Annotated in this window: 21 protein-coding genes; 3 read left to right on the plus strand and 18 right to left on the minus strand. The window is 35.2% G+C overall.

The features are described from left to right. From WC614_13135 to WC614_13145, 3 genes are all read right to left on the minus strand, one after another. The coding region (locus WC614_13135; GenBank protein MFA5033945.1) for an AAA family ATPase at window positions 1-943 on the minus strand (943 nt) is incomplete at its 3' end. Between the two features lie 22 nt (window positions 944-965). Continuing rightward, a complete protein-coding gene (locus WC614_13140; protein MFA5033946.1) occupies window positions 966-2453 on the minus strand; it encodes a DUF87 domain-containing protein in 1488 nt (495 codons plus the stop codon). Beyond that, complete coding sequence (locus WC614_13145) at window positions 2425-2628, minus strand: hypothetical protein (protein MFA5033947.1); 204 nt, start codon at window positions 2626-2628, stop codon at window positions 2425-2427. The genes WC614_13140 and WC614_13145 overlap by 29 nt, the downstream gene beginning before the upstream one ends. 259 nt (window positions 2629-2887) lie before the next feature. Between WC614_13145 and WC614_13150 the strand changes: the two genes are divergently transcribed. From WC614_13150 to WC614_13160, 3 genes are read left to right on the plus strand one after another with little or no spacing between them, the layout of a single operon-like run. Then, a complete protein-coding gene (locus tag WC614_13150; protein ID MFA5033948.1) occupies window positions 2888-3586 on the plus strand; it encodes a hypothetical protein in 699 nt (232 codons plus the stop codon). Then, window positions 3583-3996, plus strand: coding sequence for a hypothetical protein (locus tag WC614_13155; GenBank protein MFA5033949.1), 414 nt, complete (start codon window positions 3583-3585; stop codon window positions 3994-3996). The genes WC614_13150 and WC614_13155 overlap by 4 nt, the downstream gene beginning before the upstream one ends. A gap of 38 nt (window positions 3997-4034) precedes the next feature. Then, window positions 4035-4841 (plus strand): hypothetical protein, encoded by an 807-nt coding sequence (locus WC614_13160; GenBank protein ID MFA5033950.1) that lies wholly within the window; start codon window positions 4035-4037, stop codon window positions 4839-4841. A gap of 69 nt (window positions 4842-4910) precedes the next feature. Here WC614_13160 and WC614_13165 read toward each other — a convergent pair whose 3' ends face one another. From WC614_13165 to WC614_13235, 15 genes are all read right to left on the minus strand, one after another. Then, window positions 4911-7949 (minus strand): type I restriction enzyme HsdR N-terminal domain-containing protein, encoded by a 3039-nt coding sequence (locus tag WC614_13165; protein ID MFA5033951.1) that lies wholly within the window; start codon window positions 7947-7949, stop codon window positions 4911-4913. Between the two features lie 25 nt (window positions 7950-7974). Further along, window positions 7975-9303, minus strand: a complete 1329-nt coding sequence (locus WC614_13170; GenBank protein ID MFA5033952.1) for a hypothetical protein — start codon at window positions 9301-9303, stop codon at window positions 7975-7977. Continuing rightward, entirely contained in the window at window positions 9300-10610 is a 1311-nt protein-coding gene (locus tag WC614_13175) for a restriction endonuclease subunit S (GenBank protein ID MFA5033953.1), read from the minus strand. The genes WC614_13170 and WC614_13175 overlap by 4 nt, the downstream gene beginning before the upstream one ends. Continuing rightward, complete coding sequence (locus WC614_13180) at window positions 10603-12036, minus strand: N-6 DNA methylase (protein ID MFA5033954.1); 1434 nt, start codon at window positions 12034-12036, stop codon at window positions 10603-10605. Before WC614_13180 ends, WC614_13175 begins: the two co-directional genes overlap by 8 nt. Window positions 12037-12045: 9 nt before the next feature. Further along, window positions 12046-14433, minus strand: coding sequence for a DEAD/DEAH box helicase family protein (locus tag WC614_13185; GenBank protein MFA5033955.1), 2388 nt, complete (start codon window positions 14431-14433; stop codon window positions 12046-12048). 293 nt (window positions 14434-14726) lie between these two features. After that, on the minus strand, window positions 14727-15152 hold the full coding sequence (locus WC614_13190) for a protein-export chaperone SecB (protein MFA5033956.1): 426 nt from the start codon (window positions 15150-15152) through the stop codon (window positions 14727-14729). Next, complete coding sequence (locus tag WC614_13195; GenBank protein ID MFA5033957.1) at window positions 15152-15568, minus strand: hypothetical protein; 417 nt, start codon at window positions 15566-15568, stop codon at window positions 15152-15154. Before WC614_13195 ends, WC614_13190 begins: the two co-directional genes overlap by 1 nt. 8 nt (window positions 15569-15576) lie before the next feature. Beyond that, window positions 15577-15975: a HEPN domain-containing protein gene (locus WC614_13200; GenBank protein ID MFA5033958.1), complete on the minus strand. Its 399-nt coding sequence runs from the start codon at window positions 15973-15975 to the stop codon at window positions 15577-15579. Window positions 15976-16097: 122 nt separating this feature from the next. Then, a complete protein-coding gene (locus WC614_13205) occupies window positions 16098-16340 on the minus strand; it encodes a hypothetical protein (protein MFA5033959.1) in 243 nt (80 codons plus the stop codon). A 62-nt stretch (window positions 16341-16402) separates the two neighbouring features. Further along, complete coding sequence (locus WC614_13210) at window positions 16403-17521, minus strand: hypothetical protein (GenBank protein MFA5033960.1); 1119 nt, start codon at window positions 17519-17521, stop codon at window positions 16403-16405. Between the two features lie 26 nt (window positions 17522-17547). Then, entirely contained in the window at window positions 17548-18186 is a 639-nt protein-coding gene (locus WC614_13215) for a hypothetical protein (protein ID MFA5033961.1), read from the minus strand. Between the two features lie 45 nt (window positions 18187-18231). After that, on the minus strand, window positions 18232-18801 hold the full coding sequence (locus WC614_13220; GenBank protein ID MFA5033962.1) for a hypothetical protein: 570 nt from the start codon (window positions 18799-18801) through the stop codon (window positions 18232-18234). 103 nt (window positions 18802-18904) lie between these two features. Beyond that, window positions 18905-19417 carry a hypothetical protein gene (locus tag WC614_13225; GenBank protein ID MFA5033963.1) on the minus strand — a complete coding sequence of 171 codons (513 nt, stop codon included), beginning with the start codon at window positions 19415-19417 and terminating at the stop codon, window positions 18905-18907. Between the two features lie 140 nt (window positions 19418-19557). Beyond that, window positions 19558-20355, minus strand: coding sequence for a restriction endonuclease (locus WC614_13230; GenBank protein MFA5033964.1), 798 nt, complete (start codon window positions 20353-20355; stop codon window positions 19558-19560). Then, window positions 20336-21433, minus strand: coding sequence for a ParB/Srx family N-terminal domain-containing protein (locus WC614_13235; protein ID MFA5033965.1), 1098 nt, complete (start codon window positions 21431-21433; stop codon window positions 20336-20338). Before WC614_13235 ends, WC614_13230 begins: the two co-directional genes overlap by 20 nt. Window positions 21434-21566: the final 133 nt, after the last annotated feature.

Consider the following 21566-nt stretch of genomic DNA (forward strand, 5'->3'; position numbering starts at 1 on the left):
TTGCGGTCAAAATAAATTGCACATTGGAGAAATCTACTTTAGCTTCTGAATTTTGATACTTAGCGGATTGAATGGTATAATACCTATCCTCATCACTAAAAAGTCTGTAAAATTCACGCCGTGTTTCATCAGAGAAAGAATTATATTCTTCTAAGACCACTATTAATTTAATCCCCTGTTTTTTAGTTTCCCGCGCTAACTTACACAGAACGCCTTCAAGTACAAAAGTCCCATCTTTGTTAAAATCATCCCGGGAGAACAAAGCGTCTCCTTCAAGTCTCGCATTACCATCTATGATATGCACCCCGTAACCTTCGTTATTAAGCCTTGCACCTATGTATCTTGCAAGGGCAGATTTGCCTGAACCCGTTGGACCCAATAATGCAACTGCTGGGGTACCTTCATAAATCCGCTGCTCAAGACTTTCTAATATCAGAGGGTCAGGAATAAACCCTTGAGGAGATGTGACACTGAGATAAGTCGGAACCGGAATAGGTTTGGAACAATCTGATTTTTTTAATTCTTTCACAAAAACTGCGAGTAGATTCTCGCCTTTCGTTTGGACGATGTGTTGCTGTAAGATGTAAGGTTCAAGCGTAACGTCAAACCTTTCCCTATTTGTAGTCATTCCCTGCTCCGATAGAACTGACATAGCCAATCGCTCTGCTAACTTCTTCTGGTGGGTTTGAAAAGTCTCATCCTGCAAGTATTCGTCTACTGATAAACTGCCATCCATAATATCCACGACCTCTTCCGATGCAAGTAGCAGTCTATCTTCCTTCGGTGTTCCCGTTGGATTGACTTCGCCGACAAGGTACCAAAGTCCATCTTTACTTTTTTCTAATCTGTAATCTACCTGTAAATCCAGCAATTCACCGGTAGAAAGATTAGAACTTATTTTGGCTCTTGGAATCGAAATATTTAATAGTTCTTCCTCTGTCATATATTTACCTCCGTTTTATTTATTATTTATTGAACCTTCGTTCAAAGTGAGGGACTCGGATTACTGCGGGGTACGGGTAATCCACTACTTGCGCAATCGCCAAGCCAAGTGTTTTATTCAACGGAGGTCGTAGTATCATTGACTTGCAATCTTCAAGTAACGGCGAATAATCAACCAATACTTTTAAATCCGATTTGTTCAAATGAAATGCGATAGTAGAATAAATCTGTCCATAAACACTTGCCGGAATAGAGGCAGGACTCTGTGTTGAAAGCAAAAGTGTAACTCCAAATTTTCTGCATTCCATCACGAATTCGGCAATTTTCTCCCCACAGGTTTTTATGAAATGCTGTGCCTCATCTACGACAACAAGATATTTTTGGGATACTTTTCTGTGCATTGCATATTTTCCACTTTGCTGAAGCCTATTCAAAAGCAATTTCACAAACAACCCCTGGTAGTATTCGGTCATGTTAAAAGTGTTGACTAACACGGTTTTACTTTGTTTAAGCGCCATCAATATTTGAGAAACAATAGGAGATACTTTAGAATCAATATAGTTAGCAAGCACACGAGCCTGCTTACTTACAGCATCAATTGTTGCCATAGGAGCAATACCTACCGTTATATTTTTCCCTTTGTGTTGAGGGTCTGGAATTTGCTGCCTATGAAGTTTGTAAGGGTCTGAGTTTAGATTGTATTTTGCCAATATTTCAATATAGTTCTTTGGCTCCCTCGTTTGCATGTGCATCCATAGGTCACGCATTGAAGTGGACATATCCGGGAACTGCTCAAATATATCGGTTAGCGCTAACTCTTCGGGAGATAATTTTAGTCTTTTTTCATATCCAAACAACACAACCTTATCATCTCCTAATGCGGATAGTCCCCTTGTGCCTTTATCATTAGGGTTATCCATTCCTAAATCCGGATGCCCGAATATGAGCATTGGTAGTGGAGACTTAAGTTCAAGGTTAGATGCAATCAATTCTTTTAAAAAGTTGGTCTTACCTGTACCCGTTTTACCCAGCACTAAAGCATGCCTCGATAAAGCCAAATCTATATCCAACTTAAAGGGAATGTTTGTACTTTTATACCCACTAGCTATATTCCCTATTGTTATGCCTTCTTTATGGTTAGGATAAAGTTTCGCAATCTCACTTTCATTTGCTTCAAACACCGGCATAAAATACCCGATGTTACCTTCGAACTCTGTGAGTTCTCCTGTGTCATACACCGTTCCGAGAGGTTCTATTTCAAGTCTTTTGTATAACATACCCATAGTCTGCGGTGTAGGATTTGAGTTCTCTAATAAACACTTCTTGGCAATATTTACGAGTATAATTTCTGTCGAGTAATCGTGGCTGTCTGTAATCCTGGTGATTCTACCAATAGTGTTTCCTATTTTTACAAAATCCATCAGTGAAATACTTGCTTCTACTTGTTTATCAGCACGGGCAAGAATATTACCATTATCTGCACTACCTATGGTTATTGCTATTGTTCCCATTGTTACCTCCTTGTTGTAATTTCAAATAAGCTTTCTCTATCTTCTCATATACTTTTAATCTCGCTACGTCTTCGTAGTTATCACAATCAATAGCCTTATCCAGTCTTATAGAATAAAGAATTTCTTCTTTTATTTTTTTGAGCTCTTGCAAAAACTGAGCGTGAAAGGATGTCATGCTTACCTCCATTTTCAGAGGAGTATCTACTTCTCTACTATTCTTATACCATAAAAAACATTGTATTTATTGGGAGTTTTGGGGTAATAGGTAATGACTATTTTGTAAAAAAGGTTAGACAGATTTACGTAAATCTGGGGTTAATTTTTTATTTAATTTTTTTATTCGTTTTCGCATTGACAAGTTTTGCTACAGCCGTACAACCTTGTCATATATGATAAACTTAGGATAACAAGTATGTTAGAAAAAAGGGGGAGATATGAAATTCGAGCATGAGAGGGTTGTAGTAAAGAAGGACCCGAAGGAAATGAAATTTGTGGATGTAATGCGTTTTGCACGTCCGGATCTGCATCGCGAAATACCGTTTAAAAGGCATCTTCGGTATTTAATTATTATCGGTTCTTCCGATAAAGACAAGAGTGAATTAATACATAAATTCTTTGGATTTAAGGTCCCTGATAGTTTATTTTACAAGGAGTTCGAAGAAGAGATGGCAAAAATGGGAGAGCCTGTTGAAAACTTTTTCATAAACAAGCTCGATAGCAATACATTGGAATTTAAAGAATGTCTTAAAGTTTTAGAAATAGAAGAATTAGCCCCATTTATGGGTGATATGCCTAAACCTCAATTTGTGAATAGTTGGCTCTGTCGGATGGTGAGTCTTATGGACACATTCCCAAAAGTTGCCCTTCGGATAAACATATTTAAAGCTAGAGGAATGCCAACAAAAGAAATACTGGAAGCAGTGCATGCAATTTATCCCGGGCTCAAAGATTTAACGGAAGATGATTTAAATAACTATTTCTATTATTTTTTTGATAGTTCAAATATGACAGAGCGGGATTGGCAATGCTTCATAGATTACATGGACAGCGAATCGTATAAAAATTGTTATACTGCAATGCTTTCCAGCGACAATAAAGAGCTTTTGCAGGTACTTCAAAAAGAACTCTTATGAACGAAGCCAATAACCAGGGGAAGGGTGGCGGTCCGAAGGATACGACAAATACTCGGCTTAATGCTGTTAAACACGGCATCTTTACGAATAGAATATTTTTGAGTGATGAAGAAAAAGAGGAGTTTAGTAAGCTTAAAGAGGACATTATCGCGACCCTTAACCCTGCCGACCAATTTGAAGCTATTCTCGTAGATAGGATATGCCTACACATTCTCAGACTTCAGCGGTGTGCTCGTGCTGATTCTGACATAGATAGCTTGCACGGATTTCACAAATCTGTTCGCCCCAGACTTGCATTGAACAAAGAAGAGAAACACTTGATTCAGAGATACGAAAGAGTTGCAGAGAAGTCCCTGTTCCGCACTTATAATGAGCTGAAAGGATACAGAAAAGACCCGGAATATCAATGAAAATCTTTTTTTGAAAAAACGAACTTCTCTGAAAAATTATGGTTGACAGTCTTACTGTAAGATTTGAGTATCCGTTCCATAACTTCCTGACATATCTGATTCTACGCCAGACTACTGTCGAAGAGATTAAGAGTCGTATTAAGGCCCTCTGTCACGCCACGTTGACGGCAGAAGACGTAGAGGCATATAGACAGCGTTTCTATAACGGCATTGACAAAGAGTTGCCGAATGCATTACAAAACGCAGCAGGGCTATCTAAAGAGGTATTAAGCAAAGCTATGGAAAAGTATAACCTCATGGATATGTACGAGTTTGAATCTGGCAAAAACAATGATATGGAAACTGCTTATAAACTGGCTACTACCGATGACAGCTTGGTACTAAACATTCTTTCGCTGAAACAATTAAAACCTGCTGAAATTACAGAACTGTATGAATCCTGCTATCCTTCTGCAAAGAAAATATCTACTAAGGTGTTGGAGTTATACTTCCATTATTTCTGGGACATCAGTACTATGGATACTGCCGACTGGTCTCATCTGTTGCCCAAATTGGAAAACGAGGACTACTACCGAATGGCAATAAAGTCGGAGTTAAAGTTCATCTTGGAGATGCTCGGCATAGATTATCAGAAAATTAATATTCAGAAATTCGTAGAGAATAAATTTAAATACAAACTTACCACAATGGGCCCGGAAGAAGCAAGTATCGAACATTCCGGATTTCTCAAGCAAGATAAGTTTGCTTCGTATTTTGACGAAGATTCCCCTCATTATATCCCGGGGTATCCGGAATCAGAAGCTACTGTAATAGAAGAAAACGCGGAGCTAGGGAAAGAATATTAGGAGGAAAACTAAATTAGATTAAGTTTGGATGTAACTCCCCTTTTTAGTTATTTGGAATGACGGATAGGTTTATGGCAGGGAAATATTCTTAATTTCTCCTTTAAGTAATTCATATACCCAACTTCTTAAAACACAAAACTCATTCATTTTGCCGGTATTATATCCATGTACGAAAACTAGTTCATTGTAGCTCTTATGAAATAATAATGACAGATCCTGTGCACAATAGTGTATGAATTTTTTATCTTCCAGAGAACTATAATTTATTTGTTCATAATCGACTTGAAATTCATTTTCTTTCGCATCATTTCTTTTGTAACCATAAATAAGACTAAAACCCTGTGACGAGATTGTTTGTATATTGATATACATAGAGATTGGCTGGGCATTATATAATTCAAAATTATTTTTTTGAAGAGGAAAACATGTTTCTACTATGTTATTATAAGTCTTAATAAGTACCTCAAAAAATGTTTTTACATATTCAACTATTCTATCCCTGCTGTATTCTGCAAGTATTGTGTCAGGTATCCAACCTATATTTCCCCTTCTTTTAAATACTTCCTTAAATACTTCTTCTACTGGTATGTCAGGGGTTGGGAATAATGGCTTTTCTATTTTTTCTATTCCAACTGATTTCAGATTATTAATAATCTCATCCAAATATTTAAATGGTGGGTAATTACCTTGTATGTTAGATGCTGTTATTGGCTTTTTTATTTTTAAAGCTTCTTCCGCTAGTTTATTTATCTTAGTATAATCAATTAACGAATCATCCCACGAATAGACGTTGTTTTTCTCCTTTATTGTTCCTGCCTTAATCAGATTGTTAATTTCTTCATCTTTATAATATTCTCTGGCAAGAAACAAATAAACCCGTGATTGCAGTTCATTCAAATCTATAGGAAAGATTTTATCATATCTTGGCAAGTAAGAAATATTTATATTATATTCATATCCGAGTTGACGATGATAAAAATATAAGATATTAACAACTTTTTCTATCATTAATTCTATAGATTTAGTCTCGTTTAATAAACCTTTTTCGATGATTTTTTTTATCTGTGGAATAATAGCTTCTTTTGCTTGTTCTTTTGGGGCTATAGTTTTGAAGCTCTTCCCCATATGCAGTACAGTCGCTTTGTATGATAAGAATGGTTCATCAGTCCAAAATTTTGAACGTTCTAATACTTTGATTGGTTTACTCTTTTCTTCACACATTGGATAAAATGCATATTCGTTCAAAACAAAAGGGGGATTATTAGGGATTAATATACCAATTTCTTTTAATGTTTTTGGATCAAATTTTTCCCTGATATTTGGGAATTGATTTGTTAAGTAATCATTATACTGTTCTAGAAAAGATAAAATTCTTGTTTCCTTGTATTCTTCTAGAATTTCTAAGTGTTTATGGTTAGCTACCGAATTGTAATAATTTATTACACTTAAGCCAATTTGTCCTTTAAAAAAAGTAGGAAGAATACACCTAAATTTTTCAGGCGATAGGGTATCTAATTTAAAAGATAAAGCACATATAATATAATCTCTCAGCATAGTGTAATAAAAGCCGATGAAAACATTGCCATTCTCATCTTTTTTCTTAACAAGGATATTATACGAAAAGAGGTCTTCAGGTAGTTCGTCGGAAATATTCATATTGATCCTTTTTTTGAAACAGGTTTCCTCAATACTTCCGTATGTCTTTTTACTTGCTGTCTCTTCTTCAATTAACGTAGTTCCTATCTCACGCAAGATAGATATTAATGTGTCAGGTTTTTTTGATTTTTCTAACATAGAATACAAGTAGTTACGAAGAAGATTACAATCTTTTGCTTCCGTTGGAAAATTACCACCTTGATATGTTTCTGCTACTATTTTAATCATGAACCCTAATCTTAATTCTTTCTTTAAATCGGAACTTATTTCTCCCCTCAGGTTATAAACTGTTGTATACTTTTTTATAACATCCGACAATTCTTTATCATCAAACCTCTTTAGCATAAAGCCAGGAAGTTGGGAAACATCATCTGAGGTTTTTTCACTTTGAGTTTGATTTACAGGATATATAGAACCGTAAAGATGTGTTTGAGTCCCGCGCTCATATAAAAATGATTCCCATTGTTGAATTTTGCAGGTAAGACAGATTTTAATATTTTCCATATGGTTTAAATTCAAGCAAAAATCACTTAATTCAAGTTTGAAGTTTTCAATCATTGATTCATCTATAGCATCAATGAAAATAATAAGTTTAGTACGTAAAACCTTCGCAATCCCCTCAAGTTTTTTGAAAATATGTGTGTCTTCGGTATACGTGGAGAACGCCCAGTTGAAATCTGAGCAAATAGTTTTTAAAAGAGATTTGTTTAATAACGTTGCATTAAAAAAAAGAACTAAGGATTTATTGGAATATTCCAAAGCTAAATCACAAATACAATTTGTTTTTCCGACCCCAGATTCTCCAATGATTGAAAACGCTTTATAGGAGCTTTTCAAAAAATTTTCAAATTCAGTATATAAGCTTATCCGCGGAACAAAGAGTTCTGGGATGAATTTCTTACTCAGATCTTTCCTATGCCCTATCAAAGTACTAATTCTTTGTGCTACTTGTGACTCTGAAAATGCTTTTACGTTTTCAGGGGAATAACCAATAAAACTTATCATCGCCTCATACCTAATCTCAATATCTTCATCTGATGATAACCTACAACCTTTTTGCCAAAAATTTGATTGTTTGCCAAGTTCTTTTCCTGTTAAGTCCTCTTTAGATATTGAGTCAACAAGAATTGTTTTCTTGCCATTTGTTACCAATACAAAAGGAGCAATATTATCTAATAACCTTGCGTAAGATATACCCTGATCAATATCATCTTGGGTAATATCTACTTCATCAGATTTAACCTCTATAATGAATATGTTTTTGTGATTACGGTGACATAAAATATCTGAACGCCCTAATATAGATAAAGACTCTTTGTCTCCGATTTTTTTATAAATATTTCTTCCTAACTGCAGGTTAAATGTTTTTTCAAACGACAATTCGGATAGGTCCAGCCCAAGTGAAGCAAGGTAAGGCAGAACGACCTTGTTTTTTAGATCCTCTTCATTCATGATTTTTATTATTGTAACTCATTACTTATTTTGGTTTTTTCTTATTCTGATGTACCCAAGTTTTTAAACCGACAGACCAAGTATGTACAAGTGATTGACGTAAAATTGTTTGTAGTTCATCTTTACTTAATTTTTCTATATGCTCCATAGTGTTGCTTGGTAATTGTCCCTCCTCTACCATTTTTTGAAGCTTCTCAAAAAAAATTGAACGCGTATAAAACTTTTGAACATAAAATGCAGGGAACCAATCCTCCTGAATCTCTGGTTTGGGTTTTTCAGCTAAATAGCGAATTCGATATGAACGATAACCATATTTACTTTCTTTTACTTCGATAACTTCGGCTAAGTCACTATATGCAAGCACAAAATCTCCAACCTGTATATCGCGGACAGTTGTATTATAAACAAGAGAGGTTGGTTTCGTCTGGTCGAGTATTGGTAAAATTCTTTTCATAATAGGAAGTTCAGGACGTCCCAACAATCGATGACACCTATCAAGTATGGAAATAAGTAATAACGAAAGCTCATATACTGCATCTTTCTCTGGATTCGGGGTTAAATAAGAGTGAGTTTTATTTGAGCGATAATGAATCATCTCACTTGCATGTCCGTATCTACCAAAATAACTAAAACCAAAGAGTAATTTTTCTCTATCATGCATGATAATAGTCGCATCTTTTATACGTCCTCGCATGTTGCTTAAAATTTGTCCCGGACGAAGTTCGTTCCTTGGTTTTAATCGAGTACGTTCCCGTAGATACCATGCTTTTTGAAGGTCTATCTCACTCTCGACCTTTTGTATCCAGTTAATTTGATTATCAATAGAATCTTCGATATTCATACTCTGTGCCCCATAGAAATCTTTAAGATCAAGATTCATAGACAAAAATTCCTCGAGTTGTTCAATTAAAAGGAGATGTCGGTAATATGGTTGCTCATTTGTCTTGTCAAAAAGAATCAACATAACCAACACTTCAAGAAGACGTCTTATCCGAGTTTCCTGTTCTTCAAAAGTGTGTGTTTGAACTATGCGACCAGGTTGGTCACCAGGGGTTACAAGGAATGGGTCTTGTAATAATTCCCGTAAACTCATCAAATATATCGATGTTTTTTGAACTTCATCAAGAGCAGTGTAGAGGACATAAGCTCGAGCATCTGCATGTGATTGTCCTGCAACAAAGAGATACGATTGCTCGTCTATACACAACTCTTTACGAAGCTCATTTGCTCCCTTTATGCCTATATCAATAGGAATATCCCAAAAAGGGTCACGTTCAAAACCCGATGGTTCAATCAAGTGAGCAACTTTTCTGCGGATTTTACGAATAATTCTAAAAGTTTTTTGATCTTTCATCCGGCAAATGCCTCTCTCAAAACCGAATGCATTAGCATTTCGGACTGATTTTTGCGTTCGGTTACTTGTTTCTCTAATTCATTAATCATAGCCATAAGCTTGTCTACTCGCTCAACAATGGCTTCTTGTTCGGCAATGGAAGGCAACGGGACTAAAAACATCCTCATACCTTTTAATGAAAGATTTTTTATAGTAGTTTCGCTGGCATTGTCAGAAGCATAAATTAAAAAGTATTTGGTTTTTATTATTTGCATCATGTAATACTTACTTACACCGGTTAGCAGATTTAAATAACATGCGCTTTTCCCCAAAATTATTTTTTCATTATTGTATAATGCTACGTTACCTAATGTCCCGTTTATTGAAACTAACACGGTTTTTTGAGTTAACTCTTTCTTATGTTTATTATATTCTTCTAAGGAAACTCTTTTAGTGTTGTCCTTTATCAAAACCTTTCCTTCATTTAGATTATTCCCATTTATGAAAAAATATTCTCCGTTATTTGAATAATTTGGGGTTCCATGCAGACCATCCCCTAAAAGTGAAACTAAATCTTCCAGTTTACACCACACCCAACCATTAGGCAAAGTAAAGGGCTTTTCATTATCAGTTATAGGTGACAAGGGGTTCCCTTCTCGTATTTTGCCATCTTTGATAAGGCGTTCTTTTTCGGCTTTGATTTTCTCAAGCAATTTTGAGGCATGATTATCTCCGCTAATCAATTCAAAATTCTGTTTCCGCCATTCGGCAGTAAGTTTGCCTTCAATCGCTTCCTGCAAAACGGTTTGACGAAGCTTTCCGAAAAGGGTTATCTGAATATCTGATTCATTCAATAAATCCCTATGCTCAACAGATACACTGTCAATCTTGCTGATAATCTCTTCTTGCTTCCAAACGGGTGGAAGAGGTATTTCGATATTAGAAATAGCCTGTACAGACAAAGAAACATTAGCCGCACCCTTCATTAGAGGAACAATAACCCGGTCTTTATTTTTCTGAAGATATGCGTGAAGATACCGGGGGCTGAGTACATTCTCATCTTTTGGTATAAGAGCCGCCAAAATTGTGCCCAGTGCAAACTTACCTTCTTGGTAATGAACATAATTTAGAGTTTTTTTACCGTGCCCAGTCGATGAGACTAGTGGGATACACACTGCTTTTGTGTCAAACTGATAATCTCTTGAGGTCTTGCGTTCTGCCCCTGTGGTAACCAATGGGTACTTACCAGATGATGCTTTTGCTAATCCAGTAGAACCTTTCTCGAGAGTACACAATTCTCCAATTTTAGCACGTTTCAAATCAGCCATCCCCAAGCTCCTTCTTTAAAACATCTAGAAACTTGTCACTTTTGCGAAATGAATCATAAATCATATGGACAATCTCAGAACTTGAATAGGCATGTTCTTCTTCAGGAATATGTGGATTCTTAATGTCAAGGCTATACCCATTTGATGCAATCGTATCTATGGATACTTTCCATGCCTGTTCGTTTTCCTTGCGTTTTTTCCACCACTTTTTAAGCCCCTCAAATTCACTTTTTTGAATCGGTTTTGTTTTATTGTATGCTTTTGCACCTTCAGGTAGTTTATGATCCCAATACCAGATTTCTTTGGTCGGTTTGCCTTTCTCAAAAAAAAGTAAATTAGTGGCAACGCTGGCATAAGGTTGAAAAACAGAATTTGGCAAGCGGACAATCGTATGCAAGTTGCAGTTTTCTAATAAGTGTTGGCGGATTCTCTGTTTAACACCATCCCCGGTAAGCGACCCGTCAGGCAAAACAATTCCTGCACGACCACCATCTTTTAGATAACGTATCATAAGCATTAAAAAAAGGTCGGCGCTTTCAGTAGTACGAAAATTCAGAGGGAAATTAGTTTCAACTCCATCCGCAACCGATGCGCCAAAAGGAGGATTAGTAAGGATTACATCAACCCTTTCCTTCTGTCCGATAGTAGTGTATTCGCGGTTTAAGCTGTCTGTATAATCCACGTTTGGCACTTCAATATCGTGCAATATCAAATTAGTTACACAAAGCATAAAGGGAAGAGGTTTTAATTCCATACCATAAATGTTATTTTCAAGAGTCTTGAGCCCTTCAACTCCTTTGACATCTTGCTTACGAATGTTTTCTATGGCGCTGGTTAAAAAGCCTCCTGTTCCACAAGCAGGGTCTAAGACCTTTTCACCTAAACGTGGGTTAATCATTTCCGTAATGAATTCCGTTAAAGCACGTGGAGTATAAAACTCACCATAATTCCCGGCGCTCTGTAGGTCGCGTAAAATCGTTTCATAAATATCACCAAATATATGCCTGTCTTCAGCCTTATTAAAATCAATTTGGTTTAGCGCATTAATAACCTGACGAATAATCGTTCCATTCTTCATATAGTTATTAGTGCCGTCAAATATTTCACGAATAATGAGAGCGCGTTTATTGCCGGTACTTACATCAAGATTTTTTAGTTGTGGTATCAAAGTGCCGTCAACAAAGTTTTTAAGCTCTTCCCCTGTCATACCTTCGTCATTAGCTGCCCAATTACGCCACTGTAAATCCTTCGGCATAATGGATACATATTTGTTATTGATAATCTCAAGTTCTTTATCTTTATCATCCAATATTTTAAGACTAATCATCCAACCCAATTGTTCGATACGCTGTGCATCCCCAGCCACGCCAGGGTCTTTACGCATAATGTTCTGTAATGATTTTATAATATTTCCAATATTACCCATTCACTCTCCTTAAGCTACGGCATAAATCTTGGTTTCCATTTCTTCAATGATATTCAGATATTGGTCGCGCCCTCCAAAAATCTGAATGATTTCCGATGGAGTGCCCATTTGATTAAACGGCTCAATTCTTAATACCGAGAGATCTTCAATATTCTCGATGCCTTCATCGGCATACTTATCTAAAAGCGCATTGATAATTTCTTGTGCTTTTGCGCCATACTTAGTGAAATAATTGCGTTTCTTTACTTCTTCAGCACGTTCCCTACGGGTAAGGGCAGGCATATCCCACGCAATATGACAAATCAGGTCAAAAACGTCTAAATCTTTTTTAATTTCTGTCATCAAGTTTTTCATAATGATACCATGTGCTTCTAATTCCTCTATAACCACTTTTTTCTTATTCGCACTATTCCAGCGGTTTAAGAAATCATCAAGGGAACGGAACTCCTGCAAAATGTTCTTTTTTGTATAATCTTTCATACTCTCTATTACAAGCTTACCGTTAGCATCCAGATGTTGAGTCCTCTCGTTTAATACTGAAACATATACACCGGCTACATAAACTTTTGGTTGATGTTCGGATATAATCGGACCACCTTTTACTATTTCTGGGGGATACACCGGAGGAAAATCCACAAGAATTTCGGGTTCCGGGTCACTAATAGTGCCGCTATCTTCTACGCCAATATCTTCTTTTGTTATTTCCTCTTCTGCCTTTACTTGCTTAATCATTATAGGAGGTCCATCAAAATCAGGGTCAGCAAAGAGATTGGTTACGTTACGGAAGTCCATAATAGTAAAGAATGTTTTTCCATACTCCTCGTTAATACGAGTTCCACGACCAATAATTTGTTTGAATTCAGTCATTGATTTTATATTGGAATCAAGAACGATTAATTTACAAGTCTGCGCATCAACACCGGTAGTCATTAGTTTTGATGTCGTAACAATTACCGGATAACGCTCTTCAGGATTTATAAAATTATCTACTTCGCGTTTACCTTCATCGTCATCGCCTGTAATACGCATAACATATTTATAGTTTTCTTTTACTAAATCGGGATTTTCATTAATAAGAGCCTGCCTCATCCGTTCGGCATGTTCTATATCAACACAGAAAACTATTGTTTTATCAAACCTGTTTGTTGCACGTAAGTATTCAGAAACTCTTTTAGCTACAAGCTTTGTCCGCTCGTCTATAACAAGGTTTTTATCAAAATCTTTAGTATTATAAAGACGGTCTTCAACTTCATTGCCGTCTTTATCTGTTTTGCCTGCTTCCGGACGCCAACCTTCAAGGTCTGTATTGAACCCGACACGGATAACTTTATAGGGAGCCAAAAATCCATCCTCTATGCCTTGTTTTAGTGTATACGTATAAATAGGTTCGCCAAAATATTCTATATTAGAAATTGTTTTTGTTTCCCTTGGTGTTGCAGTAAGACCGATATGAGTTGCGGAACTAAAATAATCAAGTATCGCCCTCCATGCGCCATCAGCAGCTGCGCTTCCACGATGACACTCATCAACAACTACAAGGTCAAAAAAATCTCGACTGAATTCTCTGTAAGCATCTTTATCTTCATTATAATTCGTTAATCCCTGATAAAGGGCAAGGTAAATTTCAAAAGCTTTGTCTATTTTTTTCTTTTTTATAACCGTCATCTTTTCTTTAAAATGTTTGAAGTCATTTCGCTTAGTTTGGTCAATAAGTATGTTGCGGTCTGCCAAAAAAAGAATTCGTTTCTTCCTGCGATTCTTCCAAAGACGGTATATTATTTGAAAAGCGGTATAGGTTTTTCCTGTGCCTGTAGCCATTACAAGAAGGATTCTATTTTCGCCGCGCGCTATCGCTTCTACCGTTCTATTTATAGCTATCTGTTGATAATAGCGAGGCGTGCGTCCTGAACCGTCAAAAAAGTAATCAAACGAGGCAATCTCTTCCTGCTCAGAAGTCTCAATCTTTTTGTATTTTTTATACATATTCCATACTTCAGACGGTGAAGGAAAATTGCCTAAAGATAACTCTTTTTCAATAAGCGGAGATAGTCCGGAAGAATCATGCTGAATAAAGCCATCACCGTTTGAACTAAAGGCAACAGGTATATCGAGTATCTCTGCATAACCTAATGCCTGCTGTAACCCTGCTCCGACAGAATGGTTATTATCTTTTGCTTCAATAACAGCAATTGGAATATTCGGTTTAAGATAGAGAATAAAATCGGCGTATTTCTTCTCGCCACGTATAGTTCTATTGCCTCCGCCCAAAATACGACCTGCTGTGAAAAAGACTTCTTCTCTAATCTGTTTTTCTATATCCCATCCAGACTTTAGAAGAGCAGGTAAAATAAATTTTGTACAGATGTCTCGTTCCGATAGTTCTTTTTTTGAACTCATAGTGTCCTACGCCTTAAAACCACTTTCTAAATCAAAACTTCTAACCATTTGCATAATAAAGTATATTTCTATATTAAGTTGGAGTTTGGATTTTGCAAGAAAAACTTTCTCAACTCTAGGGTAAAAAAATTTATAAACCTAGGAATAATAGAATAAGTAAATAAATTTGGTATGGTTCCGAAAGATTCCAGGCGAAGAGAAAAATGGAAATATTAAGTAAAAAAGATAGTTTACCTGTTACAACTAAAGTTTTTTAACAAGCAGCCCCAAGTATTTTATAGTTTTATTTGGAATTATTTCTTTTGTTGTTGCTTTAGGGTTTCAACTATATTGATAGTTGGGAGCAATAGGTGTGGGAAATTAGAATTTTTAGTAATATAACTGACCGTTTCTCTTATATAAGGGAAAAGTATAGCTGTACAATTACTTAACCATGTTTTTGCAAATTCTTCTTTGTTTTCAACATTACTCTCAAAAACACCACTAACAACTAAATTTAATGAAAGAGGTGGTTTTTCATAACCCTTAAATAAATCTATTTCCAATGCTACAACTACTGTAGATGTATCTTCTTTTTTCTCAAAAGATGCTATCTTACACTTAAAGTCAATATTAATCGGACTTCCTTTTTTAGGATAGATACAATCGTTATAAGTTATAAATTTAATTTCCTCAATATGATAATTCTGAAACTTTAACATTGATGTAATTGCTTCCATTATGCTCCTCTTGCTAATGCAAATTTATTTTGTATGTCCATATTGATATTAGAACCGCAACAATAGGTATCCCATATTGAATTTTTAACGAGTTGAGGTATAAATTGTGATTTTATTAGTGAATAATCTACTTTAACAAGTTCTTTTATAGTGATATACTCGTCTTCAGTTACACACTCGTCTTCAAATAAATATTTATCTGCATATATATGAATAAACCTATCGTTTAACATGTTATATATGGGAGTTAAATATGCCCAAAATTTTTTAGTTCTTATTATATTTTCATCATTTACAACAATATAATAATCTGTAAATCCATCCTCTTCCTCTATAGTTAATTTTACTTTTAAATTAGGAAATTTACATTTTATTTTTTTAAATATAGAATTTGCTTTTTTTTCTAGTTGGTTCATTTTTCCTCCTACGGTATCTTACGAATCCAGTCTTTAACTGCCACAGCAATTCTGATAGCATCAAGTAAGTGTTTTTTCTCATATAGGGTACATTCGTAATCTGAGTTTTTTCTTCGCATATAAATTTTTTCTATTTCAGAAACAAGAATATGCATGTCACTTAAATTTGTTCCCCCTTGTTTTGACATTAAGTAACAAAATATATTACCGATTTCAGCATGGGGGTAACTTCGTTCCCCTCGATTAAATAGACTTACATCACAAGATTTAATTTCACAAGTTGACTTAATTATTTGAAAAATACTATAATACGCTCGACTTATACCTGTATTATAAGCTTGAAGTTCTATACATTCTTGGCTTACTTTTAGACTCTCTTCCGCTTTCTGTTGCAGTTTTATAAACATATAATATAAGCAAAATACTTATAAGATAGGCAAAGAGTCTATTCTATTGTATATTATTTGTCAATATGTTTTATTAAAATTCCCCACAAAAACCGCTTTGACGATCTACATCTTACGCATTTCTACCCGCCCCCCAACACCTCTTTTATCTTCTTTATATCCGTCTTCTTCAGCTTCGTCTCCGCTCTACAAACCGGACATCTATGTAAAAAATAATGTCCCGGGGCTTTTATACAATCCTTTACCCAGTCGATATGATTTCCGATTTTCTGGTCTTTACAGTTTTTACAATGGATTATAACCATCCTGTTAGCTTCATGGGTTCCTTTCTGAATGTCTTGAAGGGTTATATAGTTAATGGACATTAGGGGATAATAAGTTTAGTTCAGATATTTGGCAAGAGGAAAGTTTATTGACCTACTAATTCTCAACTTGATTTGTCACTATTTATTAAAAAGATATCTTGAGTTTTACGAAGGACCTCTGCTGCCTTATTGGCAATATTTCGATTATGATAAAACTGATACTTTGAAGATGATACAACAAAATTCCGAATAGACATAAGACGATCTGGGCAAGATTGTGTGTAGTCAGCCAAAAGGTTACGTAACCCGAAGTGTTCTATTGAAGTCTCTAAATCCTCCATATCCTCAACTGTTATCACAATAAGCGGTGCGATACGAAGATTTTCTTTCTTTAATTCCCCAGATTTATTCTTAGCATCTGGTTTAAGTAATTTCTCAAATTCTGACAATAAAAAGTTCCCATATACAGGCGCTGATAAAAGCGAATCATAAACAACTAACACCGGATATATAAGATTAGTTTGACTAAATTCATTATTTTCCCCTAACCACTTTTTAGATGCCAATAGCTCAATTATTCTGACAAGCTGTGCTATTCCACTTCTGCGATCATGAGTAGTTTGTGTTACCCCGTATTTTTCTTGTAAATATTTTATGTAGTCTTCAGGATTCTCAGTTAGAATTTTATCTTCTCGAATCCAAATAGCTTTCATTTCAAAAAGAACAATTTCTGTGATATCATTTAGGCAAGCATCTATCTGTATTTCATTCCCCGTTGGATCAATTCCTTTGACGTTGCAAGATAGACGTTTAGTCAAGATTCCGGATGTATTAGGAAACATCCTTTTAAGAATATCGCTTATATAACTTTCAAAGGCATTCCCAAAAGCTCCAAAAATTTCGTTAGCTTTACGATCAAGGCTTCTTTTGCTTATAATAAATAGGGGACCAACAGATGCTTTTTCACTATAAAAAACTGGATCTAATATAATTGCCCGACCATCATTTACCCGCAAAATTGGCTTTTCTCTTAAAGGTAGATAATTATAAGACGAAGCATTTTCATCGCTTCCTATATTTATTTCGTTCTGTTTCCATAATGCATTTCGAAGTTCATCAAGAGTCTGGGATTCAAGAGCAATATATTTTTCAAATATATCTCTATAAGAAGTCTCTTGACCTAAATTAGTTGAGTTAAGAATACATGTTCCTCTATCAGGATTTAGAAAGTTTGCAATCATTGCGGATAAACAGATATAATACTGTTCTACAGAGAGTCCAGTTGAAGATAGAAAGTCTTTCTCAAACTCCCCATAATAGCAACTGAAATAATCTTTAAGAAAATCCATCCTCGTCCTATTGACTTAGATATATCGGGAGATAATTCCGATGCTTCTACACTCTTCCGAATGGTACCTAAAGCTCTTTCCCTTGCAATATCTATTCCCTCATTCAAAGAAAAATTATCCTTGAATACACGTTTCTGCCATATATCACCAGCTATTAATACAACTTGCGCAAACTTTCTCCGTACTTTCGGATCTTCAAAGGTATTTCCATCGTCTGGATGGTCTCGACAATATAGGATAACCCATCGAATAAGTTCCAAGAGTTGACCTCTAAAGAATATTCCTACGTTTTGTGCCCCCCTATGTTTTTGTACAAAGATATTGACTCTTTCGATTTCTTCATTTGTTAAAAATTGCTGCAATCCAAATTCTTGTCTCCTTTTATGATCCCAGTCTAAGGAACTTGAAACAATCAAGTTGAGACGTGCACACCAGAATAATGTGTCCGTACGGCTTAAGTCAAGAAGTAGACGTTTAAAGGTTTCAAAATCACTTCTAACGTCAGGGAATATTTCATATACTGGTACGAAAACTTTAGCTTGGTTTATCGTTTCCATTTTTCAACCACTCTTGAATCGTATCAACAAAATATATGATTCCTTTCAAATAGTCAATAATTTTTGGTATTGAATTCGACTTTCTTGTGCCTTCCATAAACTTGTGTTGAATTCTATAACTATAATTTCTTCCCCAATATTATTTTTTAGTTGTTCGATCTTTTGCTTCACTTCTATTAAAGAAGTTGTATCTCCAATGATAACTTCGACAGCATAAGTATACTTCAATTCTGGATTTGTTTTAAAATCGAGAAGTTTGTCAAAATCATCTTTTAATTTGGTAAGATTAGTGGCAAGTTTAAATTCAATGACACAAAGGTTTTCATTGGAATTCTTTTTATGCATAATGAAATCAGGAATTTTCCCGTCTTCAAAACAATGTTGGTATCTCTTATCCACTTCTGCCTGCATTACGTATCTACCAAAATCTATATCACTATTTTCCATTAATTTTCGAAATTCATGATAAAATTCATATGCAAAGGGTCTCTCCAAATATTTTGTTTCTTTTATATTTTGTTCAAAAGAAAGGTAGAGTTTAGAATAGTCTATTTGTGAAAGATTACAATAGTTTTCCTTTATATTTTCTAAAGCTTGTTTTATAATAGTTATCATTTATTTATCTCCTTGTTTTTTCATTAAGCATCCACTTATTTATATCCGTAGAGTCTTCTACTCTCTTCTCTACCAAATCCGGCACCCCGGGGCGTCAAAACCTCTATGGAGCCCATTTAAGGTCATCAATATCCCAGCTTTCCCCATTCAAGGATGCTTCTGTTACAGAATTTGTAATTGATTCAATTATATCTAAAGCAACTTCTATCGGGAGTTCTGCTTTCTTGGCAATCTTAATAGCAATATCCATTTTACTTAGGGTTCCCTTAATTTTTTTCCCTTTTATAAACTGTGAAATCTCTATGCCTGATTTAAATGAGCGACACCCCTTGAGTACGTAATAATTCGTATCATCAATCCAGAAAAGAACTTCCTCGCGGGAGCTATATTGCCTTACAAAAATCTTTTCTAATCTATCGGAACCTCCTAGAGGAATGAACTCGCATTGCCCCTTTCTCACAGTTTCCTGGACGCCAATTATGCAACTGAATCTCTTTTTACAGTTTTTATGTATATTGTATTCATTTTTACAATTGAATTTTTTCCATGGTAAATTAAATGGTATCCCACCAAGGTCGGCATTTAACGCAGGCTTCTTAGACGATTTGCTGCTCATTGGTTAATTATACTTCCCATTATCATTTTTGCAACTTAATTTTTTAGAATCAAAGGATATAAAATTCCTGCTCCAAATCGGGGAAATTATGCTAGACCTCGACAAAAGATAAGGAGCCATGCTTATTGTGTCTCTATAATTTACTTGTTACACAAATGTTTTACAAATTCTGTTTCATCGAATTCCCACTCGTTTCCATATTTTCTTATTCCCATATCTTGCTGCAAAATAATTTCAGCTATTTGGTCCCCATCTTTTGTGATAATTTTGTATTCTTTTGCATAATGATAAGCATCCTTAGAAAAGCCACCGGTTGTTACAAACATAAATAGAATAGGGATAAATGTTTTTTCCTGGTTTCTATTCCTTATAGCTACACCTAAAAACTTATCCATATCGGGTCGTCCAACTGTACCTGAGTATCTTTTCGCCTGACCAATAATCTTTATATCCCAATCATATAGCATTGTCGAGCTATTACTGCCAACTTGTATATTTAATTGCCCTACAAAATCTATACCCCCATCATTCGACTTTTTAGTAATTTCAAAGTCCGCAACTCCAAAATGTTTTAAAATAACAGGACACAATGCCTCAAATAAATAAGGATCTATTCCCTTGAGATAGTTTAATATTGTGGGACGTAAAGATATTTTTTCGTTTACCATTCCAACGCCTTTTAAACGATCGTTTGCGCTATTAAATTCTATATATGGTTTAATTTTTTTGTTTGCAGATGTTTCAATGTATTGCAAGAGCAAACTCTTGATTGTTTCTTTTTTACACTCTGCTTCCTCACATGCTTGATCCTTAGGCATATGCTCTCTCTTAATGTAAGTTTCTGCAATCAATTCACCTAAATCTCCTATTAGGTTGGGATTTTCCCTAAACTTCTCTATAATAATTTCTGTTATTTCGCTATTTTTTAAGTTTGCCATATTGTGTCAATCGCTGTTGTATCTTAATAATTGTATCTTTTAATAATTGTATATTTTCTTCAGAAAATTTTTCTACTTCATCAATTCCAATGTCTGATACTGCTTTGAGCCCACGATGTACATCCTCCCACCAATTAGATGTTTTCTGTTCACTAATCATAGGTATTATATCTTCAATTGTTTTGTCTTTTCGCTTCAATTCGTTCAGTGCCTCAGGATTGCTGACCGCTTTTTCTAAATATGCTACATGACGATGGTCACTAATTTTCTTGGGAATTGGATTGCCTTCTTCATCTTTTCCTCCAACAATCCAAGTATAAAAGAACTCTAAATTATCTCGTTTAGTAAATATCCCTTTTTCCCTATCCCAACCTAACCAATCATCCCGCAATAACGGTCTTCCAATAATTTGATCAAAATATGCGAACAATCTTGCATCCCAGAGTTCAGCATATACTTCATCATTTCGCATTTGATTTAACACATTAAATGTTTTCCATAATTTATTAATCTTCGTTGCAGGCATTCCAATCATTTTTCCAATTGTTCCTGCGTCTTCACCTGCCTTTATCATATTATCAATGAATTGTGCCTGTTGATATGGCCCCCACGATTTGATGCCTGTAACATTTCTGACCCCTTGCACCACTTGTTTGCCAATATCTAACAATTCTGGGTTCTTTGCATCAGAATTTAGTATTATGACTTCTATTTCCTTAAGATTATCGACTAATGACGGCTCATAAAATTCTGATTCTTTTAAAATAGTTTTAATGGCAGCAGCCCTCCTGTTCCCTTCTATAATAACATATTTGTCAATTCCAGAGTCAATCTTCATAACCACAATTCTATCTATCGGTAAAAATCCAGAAGTCGAAATAGATTTTATCAACTCCTCGATATCAAAGTTCCCCTCTATCATTCGGCCTAAAATAATATCCTGACGCTTTTGGATAATCGAAAGGTCATAAGATACCGGAGGTTCATTGTATAAGTCAAGGAACCTAGGATTATTTGGGTCAAGAAAAATGTTATCAATGCATACTTTTTTAGTTTCAAAATTCTCAACTATTCTCATGTCGTCCTCCTATATAGAAAATTGTTGGCTTAAAATATACTGCATTCTTAAAGTGATAATGGGAAAAGTCAAGGGGAAAACTAACGAGTGAAGATTCTTTGCTGAATTTAATCGGGAAGATTTTAATTGTCAT

The organism is bacterium (assembly GCA_041649255.1).
Taxonomy (GTDB): Bacteria; Hydrothermota; UBA3073; order JACQXS01; family JAQTXJ01; genus JAQTXJ01.

What these genes read in the sequence shown, in the direction of transcription:
- WC614_13140 (MFA5033946.1), bottom strand. Translation starts at nt 2,453, where the DNA reads ATGGGAACAATAGCAATAACCATAGGTAGTGCAGATAATGGTAATATT.
- WC614_13145 (MFA5033947.1), bottom strand. Translation starts at nt 2,628, where the DNA reads ATGACATCCTTTCACGCTCAGTTTTTGCAAGAGCTCAAAAAAATAAAA.
- WC614_13150 (MFA5033948.1), top strand. Translation starts at nt 2,888, where the DNA reads ATGAAATTCGAGCATGAGAGGGTTGTAGTAAAGAAGGACCCGAAGGAA.
- WC614_13155 (MFA5033949.1), top strand. Translation starts at nt 3,583, where the DNA reads ATGAACGAAGCCAATAACCAGGGGAAGGGTGGCGGTCCGAAGGATACG.
- WC614_13160 (MFA5033950.1), top strand. Translation starts at nt 4,035, where the DNA reads ATGGTTGACAGTCTTACTGTAAGATTTGAGTATCCGTTCCATAACTTC.
- WC614_13165 (MFA5033951.1), bottom strand. Translation starts at nt 7,949, where the DNA reads ATGAATGAAGAGGATCTAAAAAACAAGGTCGTTCTGCCTTACCTTGCT.
- WC614_13170 (MFA5033952.1), bottom strand. Translation starts at nt 9,303, where the DNA reads ATGAAAGATCAAAAAACTTTTAGAATTATTCGTAAAATCCGCAGAAAA.
- WC614_13175 (MFA5033953.1), bottom strand. Translation starts at nt 10,610, where the DNA reads ATGGCTGATTTGAAACGTGCTAAAATTGGAGAATTGTGTACTCTCGAG.
- WC614_13180 (MFA5033954.1), bottom strand. Translation starts at nt 12,036, where the DNA reads ATGGGTAATATTGGAAATATTATAAAATCATTACAGAACATTATGCGT.
- WC614_13185 (MFA5033955.1), bottom strand. Translation starts at nt 14,433, where the DNA reads ATGAGTTCAAAAAAAGAACTATCGGAACGAGACATCTGTACAAAATTT.
- WC614_13190 (MFA5033956.1), bottom strand. Translation starts at nt 15,152, where the DNA reads ATGGAAGCAATTACATCAATGTTAAAGTTTCAGAATTATCATATTGAG.
- WC614_13195 (MFA5033957.1), bottom strand. Translation starts at nt 15,568, where the DNA reads ATGAACCAACTAGAAAAAAAAGCAAATTCTATATTTAAAAAAATAAAA.
- WC614_13200 (MFA5033958.1), bottom strand. Translation starts at nt 15,975, where the DNA reads ATGTTTATAAAACTGCAACAGAAAGCGGAAGAGAGTCTAAAAGTAAGC.
- WC614_13205 (MFA5033959.1), bottom strand. Translation starts at nt 16,340, where the DNA reads ATGTCCATTAACTATATAACCCTTCAAGACATTCAGAAAGGAACCCAT.
- WC614_13210 (MFA5033960.1), bottom strand. Translation starts at nt 17,521, where the DNA reads ATGATTGCAAACTTTCTAAATCCTGATAGAGGAACATGTATTCTTAAC.
- WC614_13215 (MFA5033961.1), bottom strand. Translation starts at nt 18,186, where the DNA reads ATGGAAACGATAAACCAAGCTAAAGTTTTCGTACCAGTATATGAAATA.
- WC614_13220 (MFA5033962.1), bottom strand. Translation starts at nt 18,801, where the DNA reads ATGATAACTATTATAAAACAAGCTTTAGAAAATATAAAGGAAAACTAT.
- WC614_13225 (MFA5033963.1), bottom strand. Translation starts at nt 19,417, where the DNA reads ATGAGCAGCAAATCGTCTAAGAAGCCTGCGTTAAATGCCGACCTTGGT.
- WC614_13230 (MFA5033964.1), bottom strand. Translation starts at nt 20,355, where the DNA reads ATGGCAAACTTAAAAAATAGCGAAATAACAGAAATTATTATAGAGAAG.
- WC614_13235 (MFA5033965.1), bottom strand. Translation starts at nt 21,433, where the DNA reads ATGAGAATAGTTGAGAATTTTGAAACTAAAAAAGTATGCATTGATAAC.